At 67.2% G+C, this 17,666-nt stretch carries 19 protein-coding genes and 1 riboswitch; of the genes, 18 read left to right on the top strand and 1 reads right to left on the bottom strand.

The window, feature by feature from the left end:
- The first annotated feature begins 28 nt into the window (after positions 1-28).
- From fabB to AVJ23_RS08885, 8 genes are all read left to right on the top strand, one after another.
- Positions 29-1,258 (top strand): beta-ketoacyl-ACP synthase I, encoded by a 1,230-nt coding sequence (gene fabB, locus AVJ23_RS08850; RefSeq protein ID WP_058861816.1) that lies wholly within the window; start codon positions 29-31, stop codon positions 1,256-1,258.
- Between the two features lie 146 nt (positions 1,259-1,404).
- Positions 1,405-1,971: a hypothetical protein gene (locus AVJ23_RS08855; RefSeq protein ID WP_157772649.1), complete on the top strand. Its 567-nt coding sequence runs from the start codon at positions 1,405-1,407 to the stop codon at positions 1,969-1,971.
- Positions 1,968-2,600 carry a hypothetical protein gene (locus AVJ23_RS08860; RefSeq protein ID WP_058861818.1) on the top strand — a complete coding sequence of 211 codons (633 nt, stop codon included), beginning with the start codon at positions 1,968-1,970 and terminating at the stop codon, positions 2,598-2,600. Before AVJ23_RS08855 ends, AVJ23_RS08860 begins: the two co-directional genes overlap by 4 nt.
- Positions 2,601-2,663: 63 nt before the next feature.
- Entirely contained in the window at positions 2,664-3,455 is a 792-nt protein-coding gene (locus AVJ23_RS08865; protein ID WP_058861819.1) for an enoyl-ACP reductase FabI, read from the top strand.
- 11 nt (positions 3,456-3,466) lie between these two features.
- Complete coding sequence (locus tag AVJ23_RS08870; protein WP_058861820.1) at positions 3,467-3,880, top strand: hypothetical protein; 414 nt, start codon at positions 3,467-3,469, stop codon at positions 3,878-3,880.
- A 61-nt stretch (positions 3,881-3,941) separates the two neighbouring features.
- Entirely contained in the window at positions 3,942-4,292 is a 351-nt protein-coding gene (locus AVJ23_RS08875) for a hypothetical protein (protein WP_157772650.1), read from the top strand.
- On the top strand, positions 4,289-4,870 hold the full coding sequence (locus tag AVJ23_RS08880) for a DedA family protein (protein ID WP_058861822.1): 582 nt from the start codon (positions 4,289-4,291) through the stop codon (positions 4,868-4,870). Before AVJ23_RS08875 ends, AVJ23_RS08880 begins: the two co-directional genes overlap by 4 nt.
- Positions 4,871-4,926: 56 nt before the next feature.
- Positions 4,927-5,601 carry an FAD-binding oxidoreductase gene (locus AVJ23_RS08885; RefSeq protein WP_058861823.1) on the top strand — a complete coding sequence of 225 codons (675 nt, stop codon included), beginning with the start codon at positions 4,927-4,929 and terminating at the stop codon, positions 5,599-5,601.
- 15 nt (positions 5,602-5,616) lie between these two features.
- On the opposite strand, the gene AVJ23_RS08890 is transcribed toward AVJ23_RS08885, so the two are convergent.
- The gene (locus tag AVJ23_RS08890) at positions 5,617-6,486 is read right to left on the bottom strand and encodes a glycosyltransferase family 2 protein (RefSeq protein ID WP_058861824.1); all 870 of its coding nucleotides are present in this window, start codon (positions 6,484-6,486) and stop codon (positions 5,617-5,619) included.
- Between the two features lie 134 nt (positions 6,487-6,620).
- Here AVJ23_RS08890 and miaB point away from each other — a divergent pair, with 134 nt between their 5' ends.
- The 10 genes from miaB to AVJ23_RS08940 all read left to right on the top strand — a co-directional run bounded on the left by miaB (position 6,621) and on the right by AVJ23_RS08940 (position 17,665).
- Positions 6,621-7,946, top strand: a complete 1,326-nt coding sequence (miaB, locus tag AVJ23_RS08895; protein ID WP_058861825.1) for a tRNA (N6-isopentenyl adenosine(37)-C2)-methylthiotransferase MiaB — start codon at positions 6,621-6,623, stop codon at positions 7,944-7,946.
- A 205-nt stretch (positions 7,947-8,151) separates the two neighbouring features.
- Complete coding sequence (locus AVJ23_RS08900; RefSeq protein ID WP_240484571.1) at positions 8,152-8,751, top strand: OmpA family protein; 600 nt, start codon at positions 8,152-8,154, stop codon at positions 8,749-8,751.
- 18 nt (positions 8,752-8,769) lie between these two features.
- The gene (locus AVJ23_RS08905) at positions 8,770-9,084 is read left to right on the top strand and encodes a hypothetical protein (protein ID WP_058861826.1); all 315 of its coding nucleotides are present in this window, start codon (positions 8,770-8,772) and stop codon (positions 9,082-9,084) included.
- A gap of 234 nt (positions 9,085-9,318) precedes the next feature.
- Positions 9,319-10,296: a PhoH family protein gene (locus AVJ23_RS08910; protein WP_058861827.1), complete on the top strand. Its 978-nt coding sequence runs from the start codon at positions 9,319-9,321 to the stop codon at positions 10,294-10,296.
- Positions 10,297-10,499: 203 nt separating this feature from the next.
- The gene (locus AVJ23_RS08915; protein ID WP_058861828.1) at positions 10,500-12,347 is read left to right on the top strand and encodes a PIG-L family deacetylase; all 1,848 of its coding nucleotides are present in this window, start codon (positions 10,500-10,502) and stop codon (positions 12,345-12,347) included.
- Positions 12,348-12,388: 41 nt separating this feature from the next.
- Positions 12,389-12,889 (top strand): rRNA maturation RNase YbeY, encoded by a 501-nt coding sequence (gene ybeY / locus AVJ23_RS08920; RefSeq protein ID WP_058861829.1) that lies wholly within the window; start codon positions 12,389-12,391, stop codon positions 12,887-12,889.
- Between the two features lie 33 nt (positions 12,890-12,922).
- On the top strand, positions 12,923-13,852 hold the full coding sequence (locus AVJ23_RS08925; protein WP_058861830.1) for a hemolysin family protein: 930 nt from the start codon (positions 12,923-12,925) through the stop codon (positions 13,850-13,852).
- Positions 13,845-15,383: an apolipoprotein N-acyltransferase gene (gene lnt / locus AVJ23_RS08930; RefSeq protein WP_058861831.1), complete on the top strand. Its 1,539-nt coding sequence runs from the start codon at positions 13,845-13,847 to the stop codon at positions 15,381-15,383. Before AVJ23_RS08925 ends, lnt begins: the two co-directional genes overlap by 8 nt.
- Before the next feature lie 39 nt (positions 15,384-15,422).
- Positions 15,423-15,470: riboswitch (SAM-SAH riboswitch) on the top strand.
- A gap of 3 nt (positions 15,471-15,473) precedes the next feature.
- Entirely contained in the window at positions 15,474-16,655 is a 1,182-nt protein-coding gene (metK, locus tag AVJ23_RS08935) for a methionine adenosyltransferase (protein ID WP_058861832.1), read from the top strand.
- A 266-nt stretch (positions 16,656-16,921) separates the two neighbouring features.
- Complete coding sequence (locus tag AVJ23_RS08940) at positions 16,922-17,665, top strand: dienelactone hydrolase family protein (RefSeq protein ID WP_058861833.1); 744 nt, start codon at positions 16,922-16,924, stop codon at positions 17,663-17,665.
- Position 17,666: the final 1 nt, after the last annotated feature.

Raw genomic sequence — 17,666 nt, forward strand, 5'->3', positions numbered from 1 at the left:
AAGGCAGGGCAACTTGAAGGGAGGCCGCATGCGCCGTGTCGTCGTTACAGGATTGGGGATCGTGTCCAGCATCGGCAACTCTGCCGACGAGGTGCTCGACAGCCTCAAGGCAGGCCGGTCGGGCATCACCGCAAACGAGGATATGAAGGAGCACGGGTTCCGCAGCCAGATCGCGGGCGCGATCGACCTCGACGTGAGCCAGCATATCGACAAGCGGACCCTGCGCTTCATGGGGCCGGGCGCGGCCTATGCGCATATCGCCATGCAGCAGGCCATCGCCGATAGCGGGCTGGAGGAATCCGACATCGTCAACCCGCGCACCGGGCTGGTCGCGGGATCGGGCGGGCCGTCCACCTCGGCCATGCTGGCCGCGCATCAGACCGTGCTGAAGACCGGCGGGACCAAGCGGGTCGGCCCCTTCGCGGTGCCGAAATGCATGTGCTCGACCGTCAGCGCCAACCTGTCCACCGCGTTCCGCATCAAGGGGATCAACTACTCGATCACCTCGGCCTGCTCGACCAGCCTGCATTGCATCGGCAACGCGGCCGAGCAGATCATGCTGGGCAAGCAGGACGTGATGTTCGCCGGCGGCGGGGAAGAGCTCGACTGGACGCTCTCCTGCCTGTTCGACGCGATGGGCGCGATGTCGTCCAAGTTCAATGACACGCCCGACAAGGCCAGCCGCGCCTTCGACGCGGCGCGGGACGGCTTCGTGATCTCGGGCGGCGGCGGCATCGTGGTGCTCGAGGATCTCGAGCACGCCAAGGCGCGGGGCGCCAAGATCTATGCCGAGGTCACGGGCTACGGCGCCACTTCGGACGGCGCCGACATGGTGGCCCCCTCGGGCGAGGGCGGCGAACGCGCCATGCGGCTGGCGCTGGGCACGCTGCCCGAGGGCCGCAAGGTCAGCTACATCAACGCGCATGGCACCTCGACCCCGGTGGGCGACGTGGGCGAGATCGAGGCCGTGCGCCGCGTCTTCGGCGAGGGCACGACCCCGCCGGTCAGCTCGACCAAGTCGATGACCGGCCACAGCCAGGGTGCGACCGGCGCGCAGGAGGCGATTTACTGCCTGCTGGCACTGCAGCATGATTTCATCATCCCCTCGATCAATGTCGAGACGCTCGACCCGGCGCTGAAGCCGGAGGAGATCGCCACCGCGCGCGTCGACGCGGCAGGGCTGGATTCTGTGATGACCAACTCCTTCGGTTTCGGCGGCACCAACGGGTCGATGGTGCTGTCGAAACATCGAGACTGAGACGCGCGGCTGATCGGCGCACGTATCGCTTGTGACCCCGTAAAGATCACAGGTTCTGCGTGATCGCGCCATCATACCCGGCGAAACTGAGCCCCGAAAGAGTTCTGAGGGGCCGTATCATGCGGAACACAAGGCCAATCACCTGGTTGGAGAGCAAGGCCATCGGATTTCTGGCGGTGGCCTTGCTGGCTGCCGACATGGGGGCCGCCGCGTCACACACCTCCCTGCGGCAGTATGCGGATACCTATACCGACTATCACTTTGTGGCCGAAACGCCGCTGACCGACCCGCAAGGACTGTCCCAAAGCCTGTGCGTCGTCTACGAGCGCTCGAACCTCGCCAACGGGTACACGGTCAAGGGCTATGCGCTTTCGTCCAATCGCTGCCGACCGGTGACCCGCCTGCTGGGGCTGTTGCACTACCCGGATCCGTCGATTGTGACCTTGTCGATGGCGGATGTGACACGCATGCAGGTGCGCGGCGAACTACCGGAAGACCTGTCTGGCAGCCCCGGGCTTTCGCTCAAAGCGCGGATCCGGGCGAATTTCGTGCTGTACATGACGGGTGCGTTCGTCGCTCTGATCCTGACCGGTGCGATCTGGGCCTCGTGGCGTGAGCGGCGTAACCGACGGCAGCCTTCGGCCCGGCAGAAACTGACGTTCCAAGCAGCGCGACAGGTTGCACATCAGCGCGAAGACGAGACGCGCCCATGAGGGAAAACGCCGTTGTCTGGGTCAGTGCCCTGTTGCACGACACACGCAATTTCGCGGCCTTCGAAGGGGTCGAGCCGGACAAGGACATGCCAGCTCTGATGCGGGTCAAGGCGTTGAATGAAAGCGGGCGCCCGCTTGTGGCCGACGCGTTCTTCACCACAACCCGGGCCAAGACACGGCGCGCTCCGAAACTGTCTGATCTGATGCTGATCACGGACGGGTTCGTTCTGGTCTCTGCAAGGCTGATGGCGGTGCTGTCCCGTTTTGACCTGGTCGATGGTGGGTTTCACGCCACACGCCTTTTGGCGGCCGAGGGTGATACCCAGTTGGCCAATGGCTACGCCTACTGGAATTTCGGAAACCACAAGAAGACCTTCGTTCCGGACCAAAGCCCGGCGGTCACGCCGAGTCTCAATGGTCCGGACAAGTCGCAGCCAACGTCATGGTTTCCGCCCGCGTCGATACGCGATCACGAAATTACCCTCTCGGCACAAGGCTGCGCCGGACCCGATGTCTGGACAGAATGGCGCCTGCGCGGATGCGTTTTTTTCTCGGACCCGCTGGTTCAGGCCCTGCGCGATGCGGACCTGGACGCACCGTTCGGTTTTCGGGCCTGCCGGATCGTCTGAGCGCTCCAGCTTGACCTCTTCCCGCATTCCAGTCAGTTAAGAACAAAACGCCGGAGAGGGTCAATGACGATTTCACTGAACGGCAAGCGCGGGCTTGTGATGGGCGTGGCCAATGAACGCTCGATCGCCTGGGGCATTGCCAAGGCCTGCGCCGAGGCGGGCGCAGAGCTGGCCTTCACCTACCAGGGCGAGGCCTTCGGCAAGCGGCTGGAGCCGCTGGCCGCCTCGGTGGGCAGCGATTTCATGGTCGACGTGGACGTTACCGACGATGCCTCGCTCGACGCTGCCTTCGAGGCTCTGGGCGCGCGCTGGGACAGCCTGGATTTCCTCGTCCATGCCATCGCCTATTCCGACAAGTCCGAGCTGCAGGGCCGGTTCATCAATACCAGCCGGGCGAATTTCAAGAACTCGCTCGACATCTCGGTCTACAGCTTCATCGAGGTGGCGCGCCGCGCGCATCCGCTGATGGTCGAGGGGGGCGGCACGCTGCTGACCCTGACCTACCAGGGGTCGAACCGCGTGGTGCCCAACTACAACGTCATGGGCGTGGCCAAGGCGGCGCTGGAATCGGCGACCCGCTACCTGGCCAATGACCTCGGCCCCGAGGGGATCCGCGTCAACGCGATCAGCCCGGGTCCGATGAAGACGCTGGCCGGGGCCGCGATCGGCGGCGCACGGCGCACCTACAAGCACACCGACATGAACGCGCCGCTGCGCGCCAATGCCACGCTCGAGGCGGTGGGTGGCACCGCGGTCTGGCTGGTCTCGGATGCCGGGTCCTGCACCACGGGCGAGGTAATTCTGGTCGATGGCGGGTATCACGTGCTAGGAATGCCTCAATACGATAATCTTTGAGGATATTTCCGATGCTGCGCCTGGTCCTGATCGCGTCCCTGGGGTTTTCGGTCGGAGGCTGCGGCATCGGCGGTGGGGGCGGGGACGGCTTCCAGCCCTTCGCCTTTCTGCGCGGCGGCGGCGGTGCGGCAGAACCCGCCTCGCCGGCCTCGATGGACAACCCGCCGCGGCGCACCGGCGACAATGTCGCCCGCAAGCTGACCCCCGGCGTGACCAAGCCCGAGGTGGACGTGGCGCTGGGCAACGATGCCGGCTATGAACGCAACCCCGCCGATTTCGACGAGGCCTGCGCCAGCTACAATTACGGCACCGCGGACAGCCCGAAATACGTGCACGCAGTGTTCCGCAACGGCCAGTTGCAGCGCGCCACGGACGGCCACCTTGTGCTGTGCAGCTATGACAGCGCCGCCGGGGCCGAGAGCTGAGCCTGACCGCGACCGCCATGCGACACGATTGCGACCGTTCCGACCGTGACGGGGGCCGCCCGTGATCGAAAGGCTGCGGGCCCGGATGCGCGCGCGGCCCTGGCTGAGCCTGGGCTTTGCGCTGGCCATCGGGCTGACGGCCTTCTTTGCCGGGCGGGCGGTGCTGCACAGCGTCTACTGGGCCGATGCGCGCCATCTCGACCAGCCGATCGAGGGCTGGATGACGCCGGGCTATGTCGCGCATTCCTGGCGGGTGCCCAAATCGGTGATGATCGAGGTGCTGGGCCCGCCCGAGGAGCCCGGTGACCGGCCGACCCTCAAGGAGATCGCCGCCGCGCGCGGCATCCCGCTGGAGCAGCTGGTGGCCGAGATCCGCGCCGCGATCGCGCTTCACCGGGCCGGGGCGTCATGACCGAGACGCTCTTTGCGCTTGTGCCGGTCTATGGCGGCTGGATTCTGCTGGTGGGCACCTACCTGTCCTGCCTTGCCCTGCCGATCCCCGCCTCGCTCTTCATGCTGACCGCGGGCGCCTTTGCCGCGGCCGGGGACCTGGCCCTGTCCAGCAGCGCCGGTGCGGCACTGGCCGGCGCCATCGCGGGCGACCAGACCGGTTTTGCCATCGGGCGGCGAGGCGGCACGCCGCTGGTGCGGCGGCTCAAGGCGCGGCGGCGTACGGGCAGCACCGTGCGGCAGGCCGAGGCGATGCTGGACCGGCACGGGGTCGCCGCCGTCTTCCTGACGCGCTGGCTGTTCAGCCCGCTGGGCCCCTGGGTCAATTTCATCGGCGGCGCGCTGTCGCTGGGCTGGGCCCGGTTCACGCTGGGCAGCGTCGCGGGCGAGACGGTCTGGGTCTGCGTCTATGTGGGCCTCGGCTTTGCCTTTGCCGGCCAGATCGCGCTGGTGGCCGAGCTGGCGGCCGATTTCGCCGGGCTGCTGGCGGCCGGGGCGGTGGCGGTCCTGCTGGGCCGGCTGCTGTTTCGTCGCAGCTGAGCCGCGGAACCTCTGTCCGGGCGGGGCGTTGGGCCGCGAAACCAGACGGAGAGACGATGACCCACCAGTTGACGCTGCACGCGATCGAGCCGGTGACGCATGACACGCATCACCTGATCTTCGACAAGCCCAAGGGCCTGTCCTTCACCCCCGGGCAGGCCGTGGACCTGGCGCTGGACCGCGACGGCTGGCGCGAGGCCAAGCGGCCCTTCACCTTCACTAGCCTGCCATCCGAGGATCAGCTGCATTTCGTCATCAAGTCCTATCCCGACCATGACGGCGTGACCGAGCAGATCGGGCAGATGCGCGCCGGCGACACGGTGCTGGTCGACGATCCCTGGGGCGCGATCGAGGACAAGGGCGACGGCGTCTTCATCGCCGGTGGCGCCGGGGTCACGCCCTTCATCGCCATCCTGCGCCAGAAGCTGCGCGACAAGGGCACGCTGAAGGGCAACACGCTGGTCTTTTCCAACAAGTCCGAGAAGGACATCATTCTGCGCGACCATTTCGAGGCGATGGCCGGGCTGTGCTGCATCTGGACCGTGACGGACGAGCCCGACAGCACGCTGGCGCGCGGCCAGATCGACGCGCAGATGCTGAAGGATGTCGTCGATCCTTCGCGCGACGTCTGCTACATCTGCGGCCCTGACCCGATGGTCGAGGAGATGCCGCGCGTGCTGGACGGGCTGGGCGTGCCCGAGGGTCGTATCGTCACCGAGGAATTCGACTGACCCGCGCGGGCCCGGTCAGAACCACTGACCGGGCTCCATCAGGCCCAGGTCCAGCAGCTGGCGCGAATGCCACTCGAACGGGGTGGAATTGTGCCAGCGAAAGCTGTGGATGTCGAAGGTGCTGCCCGGGTTGCGCTTGAGCGCCTTGGCCGTGCGGAAGGACGCGATGGCTGCCGTCAGGTTGTTGTGCCACGGGCAGGCATAGGTGTTGTATTCCTCGTCCGAGAAGGTGTGATCGGCCCGCAGGGTCAGGTCGGGCTTGGCCCGGAACAGCCCGATCCGGTCAATCTTGCGCCGGTCGCTGGGCACGTGTTCCTCGTGCCGCCAGCGCAGCCCGCCGAAGAAATCCAGCTGCCGCTCTTTTGGATAGTTGTGATTGTCCGGGTCGGGCCGGGCCAGCGCGTAATACCCCGAGCGATCCAGGTAAGCCGCGTCCAGCGACACCGCGTCGGGGTAGCGGTCCAGATCCCCGGCATAGAGATCCACCACGTAAGTCAGCATCGCGTCGCGCCGTTCCTCGGTGTGGAAGCCCAGCAGCTCGCCCACGGTGCGCGTCTCGCAGAACGGGTAGAACAGGTATTCCGCGTTGAAGCAGTAATAGAGCCAGGTGCCGGTCGCGGCCTCGATGATGCGGTTGACGGTGGTCTGTACCACCGCCTCCTGTGTCATGTCGGTGGTGATGCGGTGCACCTTGTCGTGCAGGTCGGCCGGCATGTCATAGCGGTCGTCGACAAAGCACAGCACCGCGCGAAAGCCCAGGTGCCGGTGATGGCGCAGGGTGGTGTCCAGCTCCACGTGATCCTCGGCAAAGACCAGCGCGACCGGGCCCTTGGCCAGCACGGCACGCCCGCGATCGAGGAAGTCCTTGAGTGTCCGGTACTGCATGCCGTGCCTCCCTCCGTGTTTTTGGCCGAGAATCGGTGAAAAACTCGTGCATTGCAAGACGCGGGCCGAATGCGGTATCTGCGGCGCCTGACACCGGGTCGGGGCATTGCCGGCCCAAGCGGAGGGCAGGGACCATGACCGGCACGAAAAAGCTCTACATCAAGACCTATGGCTGTCAGATGAACGTCTATGACAGCGAGCGCATGGCCGAGGCCATGGGCGGGCAGGGCTATGAAGAGGTGTCCTCGCCGGAAGAGGCGGACATGATCCTGCTCAACACCTGCCATATCCGCGAGAAGGCGGCCGAGAAAGTATATTCCGAGCTTGGCCGTTACAAGGGACTGAAGGCCGAGAAGCCCGACCTGACCATCGGCGTCGCGGGCTGTGTCGCGCAGGCCGAGGGGGCCGAGATCATGCGCCGCCAGCCCATGGTCGACCTCGTGGTCGGCCCGCAAAGCTATCACAAGCTGCCACAGCTTGAGGCGCGCGCCCGCGAGGGGCACAAGGCGCTGGACACCGATTTCCCCGAAGAGGACAAGTTCGACCATCTCAAGCGGCGCCCCAAGGCGCGGCGCGGGCCCACCGCCTTCCTGACCGTGCAGGAGGGCTGCGACAAGTTCTGCGCCTTCTGCGTGGTGCCCTATACCCGCGGCGCCGAGGTCTCGCGCCCGGCGGCGCGGATCATGGATGAGGCGCGCGACCTGGTCGAGCGGGGCGTGCGCGAGATCACGCTGCTGGGCCAGAACGTCAACGCCTATCACGGCCATGATGGCGGGCTGGCGGGGCTGATCCGCGAGCTGGCGACGATTGACGGGCTGGCGCGCATCCGCTTCACCACCAGCCACCCCAATGACATGGACGACGCGCTGATCGCCGCGCATGGCGAGGTGGACAAGCTGATGCCCTACCTGCACCTGCCCGTGCAGGCCGGCAGCGACCGCATCCTCAAGCGGATGAACCGCCAGCACACGGCCGAGCAGTATATCCGCCTGATCGAGCGGCTGCGCGACGCGCGCCCCGACCTGCACCTGTCGGGCGACTTCATCGTGGGCTTCCCCGAAGAGACCGAGGCCGATTTCCAGGCCACGCTCGACCTGATCGAGGCGGTGCGTTACGGCTCGGCCTTCTCCTTCAAGTATTCCGAGCGTCCCGGCACGCCGGCGGCCGAGCGCCCGCAGGTGGACGAGGCGGCCAAGGATGACCGGTTGCAGCGCCTGCAGGCGCTCCTGACCCGGCAGCAGCGCGAGTTGCAGGACGCCATGGTCGGCCGCGAGGTCGAGGTGCTGTTCGAAAAGCCCGGCCGACTGCCCGGCCAGATGGTCGGAAAGTCGGAATACCTGCACGCGGTGCATGTTCACGATGAGAGAATCGCTCCCGGAGATCTGGCGCGCGTGCGAATCGATCATTCGGGCCCGAACTCGCTCAGGGGCGTGGAAGCCGTGCTCCAAAAGCCTCAGTGAAGCCTTTGTTCGCAAAGGCAGTCCCGAATTATCCACATAAAACCAACGATCTTGCGGGAATTGTTTCCGATTTCGGCACAATGGCAGCTCCTTTTCGCTTCACACACGAACAGGAATTGCTAATGTGTTGATTATAGTAAATTTGCGCGCCCCGCTGCCAAACCGGGCGCGCACTGGGGGAAACATGAACCAAGGGACAGAGGCTGTGGCGAACCGCATCACCAAGGCCGTCGGCGCGATTGCGCTTGCTGCTCTCGCAGGTCTGTCGGCCATGTCGCCGGCCATGGCTGACGAGGCTGGACAGAACGCACCTTTCATCTCGACGCAGAACACGCGGACGATCGTGGGGGAGCAGTACATCCCCGGGATCTGGGTCGACCCCGACGGGTGCGAGCACTGGGTCATGGATGACGGGGTCGAGGGCTACATGACGCCGCATGTCGACCGCAAGGGCATCCCGGTCTGCAACCGCGGCAATGTCTGCGGGGTCATGAACACCGACCAGTTCTTTGCCACCGACAGCCACCGGATCTCCAAGCACGGCCGCCACCGGCTGGCCGAGTTCTTCCGCAGCGCCTCGGCCACGGCCTACATCATCGCCGGCCATACCGACAGCCGGGCCTCGGACGCCTATAACATGAAGCTCAGCTACAACCGCGCGCTGGCCGTGGCGGGCGTGGGCAAGTCGATCGGCGCCAATATCGTCGACGTGCGCGGCTATGGCGAACGCCAGCCCGTGGCCAGCAACGCCACCCATGACGGCATGGCCCGCAACCGCCGCGTCGAAATCATCTGCATCCGCTAAGGCCCGGGGGACATACCGATGCAATTTACCAAGATCTTCCTCGCCCTCGCCGCCGCGGGCAGCCTTGCCGGCTGCGTCGACGTGCCGATCGGCCCGGACAAGAGCCAGGACGTCAACCTGATCGACCGCGACGACCTGACCGGCATGAAGGCCGGCATCTGGGTCGACCCGAATGGCTGCGATCACTGGATCATCGATGACGGGGTCGAGGGCTATCTCTCGGCACGGCTCGACAAGTACGGCAAACCGGTCTGCTCGGGCACCGCGCCCCCGACCATCGCCACGGGCGATTTCAAGGGCGGCTCGACATCGGTGATCGGCGACCCGCTCTAGGCCCGGCCACAGGACATGACGGGACCGCGCCGGTGTGCTGCCGGCGCGGTCCTTTTTTGTCTCAGGCGGGTGACATTTTCGCGCCGAGCCTTGCGTGACCCCGCCCGGCTTGGCACCATATCTTGTAACAGCGCTGTCCGGTCGGATTCGACGCGTCGCGGTCTGCCCGGATCGGGCCGCGACAGCCGTGTCGGGCCGGGCAGGCGCGCACCGCTTCTTGCGCCGGAGACATGCGTGACCACAGGCACCCTGACCAATGCCGTTCTCGAATTTCCAGACAACCGACTGCTGATCGACCTGTGCGGCGAGTATGACCGCAACCTGACCGATATCGAAAGCCGCACCGGCGTGCAGATCCTGCGCCGCGGCAACCAGCTGGCGGTGCACGGAACCGAAGAGACCATCGCCGCCGCGACCGAGGTGTTGCAGGCGCTCTACGAACGGCTGGAGCAGGGCCGCGACGTGGATCCCGGCGATATCGACCGCGAGTTCCGCATGGGCGAGGAAGCGCAGCTTGACGACCAGCTCGAGATGTTCGGCGCCGGCCCGGTCGAGATCAAGACCCGCAAGAAGCTGATCGAGCCGCGCACCGACGCGCAGAAGGCCTATGTCACGGCGCTATTCGCCAACGAACTGGCCTTCGGCATCGGCCCGGCCGGCACCGGCAAGACCTACCTCGCCGTGGCGGTGGGGGTGAACATGCTGATCACCGGGCAGGTCGACAAGATCATCCTGTCGCGCCCCGCGGTCGAGGCCGGCGAGAAGCTGGGCTATCTACCGGGTGACATGAAGGACAAGGTCGATCCCTACATGCAGCCGCTCTACGATGCGCTGAACGATTTTCTGCCGGGCAAGCAACTGGCCCGCATGCTCGAGGAGAAGGTGATCGAGATCGCGCCGCTGGCCTTCATGCGCGGGCGCACCCTGTCCAATGCCTTCGTGGTGCTGGACGAGGCGCAGAACGCCACCTCGATGCAGATGAAGATGTTCCTGACCCGCCTGGGCGAGGGCTCGCGCATGGTGATCACCGGGGACCGCACGCAGGTCGACCTGCCGCGCGGCGTGCCCTCGGGGTTGGCGGACGCGGAACGGCTGCTCGACCGCATCAAGGGCATCTCGTTCAACTACTTCACCGGCAAGGACGTGGTCCGCCACCCGCTGGTCGCCGCCATCATCGAGGCCTACGAGGCCGATATCGCGCGCTCGTCCTGAGCGCGCGTCCCGCCGGCGGTGATTCGTCCCGCGGCTGCGCGGTTGTCGCGCCTTCGGTCACAATGTCCGCGGAAGCGCCCGGGCTGTTTCCGCAGGCGCAACGACCTCCGGGTATTCCGAATATCCCTGCCATGATCCCGCCGCCTTCGGGTTAACGTTGCGGCAGCCAGTACGCTGTCACGCGCGCGCAAGGGGACAGGACCATGCCGGAACTCTCGACGGGCGGAGCCCTTTCGATCGTCGCCCACCAGGACGATGACATCCTCTTCATGAACCCCGATATCGACGCCAGCATTGGCGCGGGCGAGGCCAACACCACGGTCTTCGTGACCGCAGGCGATGCCGGGCTTGGCGCTGCGTATTGGGGCGGGCGCGAGACCGGGGCCAAGGCCGCCTATTCGCTGATGACTGGTGTGGAGGACTGGGTCGACGAGCTGGTGCCGGTCGAGATCGGGGGCCGCACGGTGGAGCTGGCCAGCAGCCATCCCGAGGGGATGCCCGAGGTGCGGCTCTACTTCATGCGCCTGCCCGATGGCGGCGGCAACCTTGCCCCGGATGACCAGCAGCAGCTGGCCCGGCTCGAGGCCGGCACGCTTGAAACCGTCACCGCTGTGGATGGCAGTGCCAGCTATGACCGCGACGAGCTGGTCGAGACGATGACCGCGCTGCTTGACCTGCACGCGCCAAACGAGGTGCGCCTGCAGATCGCCGACGGCGCGAATGCCGCGGGCGAGCATACCGATCATGTCAGCGCCACCCGTCTGGCCGAGGAGGCGCTGGAGGATCACGCGGGCGAGTCCTTTACCGTCACGCAATACGTGCAATACGCCTCGCGCGACATGCCGGCCAATCTCGACCCGGCCGAGGCCGCCCGGTCGCTGGCGATCATGGAGGCTTATGCCGAACATGATCCCGGCGTCTTCGACAGCAGCGGTGCGATGGCGCAGGTCTATGTCGACTGGACGGCGCGCCAATATATCGACCGGGTGGTCGAGGTCGATCCCGACAACCCGTGGACCGTGGACGATACGGTGATCGACGCGCCGGAACTGCCCGAAGACGATGGCGCGGGGTTCGCGCTTTCCGGGCCCGACGGCTATCTTTTTGACGTGAACGGCAGCGGAGAGATCACGCCGAAGGACTGGTTCACGCCCTCGCTCGACGATGCCTGGGACCGGAACGACGATTACATCTACGAGGTCACGCGCATCCGCATCGACGAGGATGGCAGCCGCACCGAGGAGGCGCTGCGCTTCGACACGGTGGCAGAAGGCCGGCTGGCCCTGATGGACGGGGCGGAGGATGACGCCGATCCGGTGGAGCCCGATCCCGTCGATCCTGACCCGGTCGACCCCGTAGAGGCGGACCCGGTCGATCCGGACCCATTGCCGTTGTCCTACAGCCTTGACGGGCCCGATGCCTTCCTCTTCACCATTGATGGCACCAGCGGGCAGATCGCACCGCAGGACTGGTTCACGCCGTCGCTGGACGATGCCTGGGACGCGGACGAGGATCACGTCTACGAGCTGACCCGCATCGCCACCGCCGAGGATGGCAGCCGCTCTGAAACAGCGCTGTCCTTCGAGACCACCGCCGAGGGCGAACTGACGCTGCGGGGCGAGGCCGCGATCGATCCCGCGCTTGACCCCGATCCCACGCCCGAACCGGACCCGGACACCGACCCCGACCCGGGTGACAGCCCCGCGACCTACTCGCTGGACGGGCCGGATTCGCTGCTCTTCACCATTGCCGGGCAGACCGGCGAGATCGGCACCAAGGACTGGTTCATCCCCAGCTACGACGATGCCTGGGACCGGAACGAGGACCATGTCTACGAGATCGCGCGCGTGGCCACCTATGAGGACGGCGCGTCCACCGCGGAAGAGCTGCGCTTCGAGACGCTGCCGAATGGCCGCTTCGTGCCCCTGACGGACGGGGCAGGCGAAGAGGCGGCGGCCGCGCTGATGTCCCTGATCGCCCTGCCCGGGGAGGGCGACATGCCGCCCGAGGACGCGGAAGAGGCGGACGAGACCATGGACCTCGCGCTGTGAAGCGGGTACCGCACCGGCGCTGATCCCGTCCGGAGACCCGAATGCTGACCGAAACCCTCTGCGAGGACGACCGCTGGCAGGCGGCCGACCTGCCAAGGCTGGCCGAGACCGGCGCGCAGGCGGCGCTGCGCCATCTGGGCCTCGACCCCGCCGAATTCGAGATCGCCGTGCTGGGTTGCGATGACGCGCGCATTGCCGAGCTGAACGGCGATTTCCGGGACAAGCCGCGGGCCACCAACGTGCTCAGCTGGCCCTCCGAGGATCTGGCCCCCGACACGCCCGGCGCCGCGCCACACCCGCCCGAACCGGACGGGTTCGGATCGCATCATCTGGGCGATCTGGCGCTGGCCTTCGACACCTGTGCGCGGGAAGCCGCCGACCTGGGCTTGCCCCTGGGCGACCATGTCACACATTTGACGGTTCACGGGGTGTTACATCTTCTGGGTTACGACCATATGCGTGACGCGGAAGCCACGTTGATGGAACGGTTGGAGGGCGAGATACTTGGCAAATTGGGCCTCTCCGACCCATATAGGGACTAGAAGGGCCGGATGGCTCGTGATTGGTACGGATTGATGGGCGAAACGGACGGATCGTCTAACGCGGCGCAGGGCGCGCCGACCGATGACATCGAAAGCGAAGAGGCACGGCCTCCGGGTATGTTCCGGCGGTTCGTGGGGTTGTTCAACGGGGGCGACGGGAACGGCGCCGAGGGCGATGACGACGCCCCGCGGCTCGAGCGCCCCTCGCACGGGTTGATCAATCTGCGACGCATGCGGGTCGAAGACGTGGCCATCCCCAAGGCCGAGATCGTCGCCGTGCCCGACACCATCACCAAGGACGACCTGGTCAAGGTGTTCCGCGAAAGCGGGATGACCCGCCTGCCGGTCTATGACGGCACGCTCGACACGCCCGTGGGCATGGCGCATCTCAAGGATTTCGCGCTCAGCCACGGCTTCAACGGCACGTCCAGCCGATTCAACCTCAAGCGCATGGTGCGTCCGCTGCTCTTCGTGCCGCCCTCGATGCCGATCGGGGTGCTGCTGACCAAGATGCAGACCGAACGGCGGCACATGGCGCTGGTCATCGACGAATATGGCGGCGTGGACGGGCTGGTCACGATCGAGGACCTGATCGAACAGGTTATCGGCGAGATCGAGGACGAGCACGACACCGACGAGGGGGTGAACTGGACGCGCGAGCGGCCGGGCTGTTACCTCGCGCAGTCGATCACCCCGCTGGAAGAGTTCGAGGCCGAGCTTGGCATGGACCTGACCAGCCACGAGGAGATCGACGGCGAGGAGATCGACACGCTGGGCGGGCTGGTCTTCATGCTGGCCGGCCGCGTGCCCGCCCGGGGCGAGGTCGTGCCGCACCCGGCCGGGGTGGATTTCGAGGTGGTGGATGCCGATCCGCGCCGCATCAAGCGGCTGCGCGTGCGTCTGCCCGGCGCCGCCCGCCCGATGCTGGCCCCGCCGCAACCCTCGCGCGCGGAGCATGCCTGACAGCCTGCGCCTGCCGCGCCGCCTGACGGGCGCGGCCCTGTCGGGCTGGGCGCGTCTGCCGGTCGCAGTGCTCTGCGGTGTCGCCATGGGGCTGGGGCAGGCGCCCTATGATCTCTGGCCCGTCGCCTTTCTTGGATATGTCGCCTCCATCTGGCTGTTCCTGGTGACGCCGGGCGGCGTGCGCGCCGCGGGCACCGGCTGGGCCGTGGGGCTGGGCTATTTCGGCTTCGGGTTGGGCTGGATCGTCGAGCCGTTCTTCGTCGATGCCGCCGCGACTGGCTGGATGGCGCCCTTCGCGCTGGTGGGGCTGGGCGGCGGGCTGGGCCTGTTCTGGGCGCTGGCCTTCTGGGGCGCAGCGCAGGCGCGACGCTGGCCGCTGGCCGCGCTGGTCGTGGCGTGGAGCGCGGCGGAACTGGCCCGGGCCTACGTGCTGACCGGCTTCCCCTGGGCGCTCGTGTCCTATCTCTGGGCTCCGGTGCCGCCGATCCAGTGGGTCGCCCTGATCGGCCCGCACGGTCTGACCCTGCTGACGCTGACACTGGCGGCCACGGCCGCCCGCCTGCTGGTCCTGCCGGCGCGCCGCCCGGCATTGCTGGGGCTCTGGGGCGCGGCGATGGCGGGTTTCTGGGCCGTCGGGCTGGCCCTCGTGCCGCCCCTGCAGGAGCTCGAGGGCCGGCCCGTCGTGCGCCTGATCCAGCCCAACGCGGCGCAGCACGAGAAATGGGACCCCGCCAAGATCCCGCTCTTCTACCAGCGCCAGCTCTCCTTCACGCAGGCCCCGCCGCAGCGCGACGGTAATCCGCCCGCGCTGGTGGTCTGGCCCGAGACGGCGCTGCCCATGCTGCTGCACCGCGCCGGCGACGCGCTGGGTCAGGTCGCCCATGCGGCGGGCGAGGCCGGCGTGATCGTGGGTCTGCAGCGCAGCGACGGGGGGCGCTACTACAATTCTCTAGTGCAGCTCGATGCCAGTGGCGGGCTGGTGCAGGTCTATGACAAGCACCACCTCGTGCCCTTCGGCGAGTACATGCCCGCCGCCGCCGTCTTTGCGCGCTGGAACATCGCCGGGCTCGCCGCGCGGGCCGAGGGCGGCTACACGCCCGGGCCCGGCCCGCAGGTGCTCGATCTCGGCCCGCTGGGCCTCGCCCTGCCGCTGATCTGCTACGAGGCGGTCTTTCCGCAGGATGTCTACCGCGCACCGGTCCGGCCCGACATGCTGCTGCAGGTCACCAATGACGCGTGGTTCGGCCAGTTCTCGGGCCCGTTCCAGCATCTCGCCCAGGCGCGGATCCGGGCCATCGAACAGGGCCTGCCGCTGCTGCGCGCGGCCAATACCGGCGTGTCGGCGGTGATCGACGGGGGCGGGCGCATCCTGGCGCAACTGCCGCTGGGCGAGGCGGGCTATGTCGATGCCGCGCTGCCGCCGCCGCTGCGCCGGACGCCTTATGCGCGGGTCGGGGACCTGCCGGTGCTGGTGGTGCTGATGCTGAGCGGTTTGGCGCTTTTCGCGGCCGGCCGGGTGTTTCGCAATTGACGTGCCGCCTGCGCTTCCATAGGGCAGGTTGATCGAAAAATCCCGTCACAACGGCTTCCTGGCGTGGCGGCGAAACCCAATGGAGCGCTCATGTCCCGACAGAACTACATCTTCACCTCCGAGTCCGTGTCGGAAGGCCATCCGGACAAAGTCTGCGATCGCATCTCGGATGCCGTGCTCGACGCCCTTCTGGCCGAGGACCCGATGGCCCGCGTCGCCTGCGAGACCTTCGCCACCACCAACCGCGTGGTGATCGGCGGCGAGGTCGGGCTGACCGACCAGGACAAGCTGGCCGAGTACATGGAGCGCATCCCCGATATCGCGCGCGCCTGCATCAAGGATATCGGCTACGAGCAGGACAAGTTCCACCACGCCACCTGCAAGATCTCGAACCTGCTGCACGAGCAGTCGGCCCATATCGCGCAGGGCGTCGTGGGGCAGGGCAACCGTGACGAGGGCGCCGGCGACCAGGGCATCATGTTCGGCTATGCGACGGACGAGACCGACGCGCTGATGCCCGCGCCGATCCAGTTCAGCCACGCGATCCTGCGGCGGCTGGCCGAAGTGCGCAAGTCGGGCGCCGAGCCGCTGCTGCGCCCAGATGCCAAGTCGCAGATCTCGGTGCGCTACGAGGATGGCAAGCCGGTCGGCGTGACCTCGATCGTGCTGTCGACGCAGCACGAGAGCGAAGCACAAAGCTCGGACGACATCCGCGACATCGTGGAGCCCTATATCCGCGAGGTGCTGCCCGAGGGCTGGATCCTGCCCGAGACCGAATGGTGGGTGAACCCGACGGGCACCTTCGTGATCGGCGGGCCGGATGGCGATGCGGGGCTGACCGGGCGCAAGATCATCGTGGACACCTATGGCGGCGCGGCGCCGCATGGCGGCGGGGCCTTCTCCGGCAAGGATCCGACCAAGGTCGACCGCTCGGCGGCCTACGCGGCGCGCTACCTGGCCAAGAACGTGGTGGCTGCGGGGCTGGCCAAGCGCTGTACCGTGCAGCTGTCCTACGCGATCGGCGTGGCCAAGCCGCTGTCGATCTATGTCGACACGCACGGGACCGGCGATATCGAGGCGCGCGCCATCGAAGCGGCGATCCCGCAGGTGATGGATCTCAGCCCGCGCGGCATCCGCACCCACCTGGACCTGAACCGGCCGATCTATGCCCGCACGGCGGCCTATGGTCATTTCGGCCGCGCCCCCGAGGCCGATGGCGGCTTCTCCTGGGAGCGCACGGACCTGGTCGATGCGCTGAAGGGCGCCGTCTGACACCGGCACGCGGGCCGGGCTGGCCGCGCAACCGTGCCAAGGGGCAAGGCCGTTCGAACGGCCTTGCTGCACGCGATTTGCAAATCGCGTCCAAGCGGCTTTGAAGCCGCTTTAAGGAAGCCGCTTCGAAGCGGCTTCCCCCGCCAGGAGCCCACGGTCACGCTCGGCGCCGGGGCGGTCGGCCCCCTCCGATCCCACCTCTGCGCCTTTCCTTTTCCCCGTGCGGACTATTTGTCGCATATCCGGACAAGACAGGGAGACACGGGATGTTCCGCACTGCTTTCGCCATCGCCGCGCTGGGCGCGACCACCGCCGGCGCCGAGATCGTCGCCGATTACCATCGCTACACGGTCGGCGAGACCGAGTTCGAGGGCTATGTCGCCACGAATTCCGCCATCGAGTCCAAGGGCACCGTGCTGATCGTGCATGACTGGGACGGCATGACGGCCTACGAGGAGCGCCGCGCCGAGATGCTGGCGGCGCTGGGCTATACCGCCTTCGCGATCGACGTCTACGGGGCCGAAACCAATCCGCAATCGGTGGACGAGTACCGCGCGCTGTCGGGCGGGCTCTATGGCGACCGCGAGCTGTTCCGGGAACGCCTGATGGGCTCGATCGAGGCGGCGGCCGACATTCCCGGCGCCACCGACAACATGGTGATCCAGGGCTATTGCTTCGGCGGTGCGGCGGTGCTCGAGGCGGCCCGCGCAGGCGCCGAGCTCAACGGCTTTGTCAGCTTCCATGGCGGGCTGGGCACGCCCGAGGGGCAGGACTACGCCGCGGCGCAGGGGCCGATCATGCTGTTCCATGGCAGCGCCGACCCGGTCTCGGGCATGGCCGACCTGGCGTCGCTGCTGGACGAGCTGCAGGCGGCCGGCGTCGATCACGGGGCGCAGGTCTTTGGCGGGGCGCGGCACAGCTTCACCGTCTACGGCTCCAGCGACTACGACCTGGCCGCCGACCAGGGCAGCTGGAACGGCCTGCTGGAGTTCCTCGACGAGACGCTCTGAG

This window comes from Pseudoponticoccus marisrubri, assembly GCF_001482405.1.
In the GTDB taxonomy this organism is placed as follows: domain Bacteria; phylum Pseudomonadota; class Alphaproteobacteria; order Rhodobacterales; family Rhodobacteraceae; genus Pseudoponticoccus; species Pseudoponticoccus marisrubri.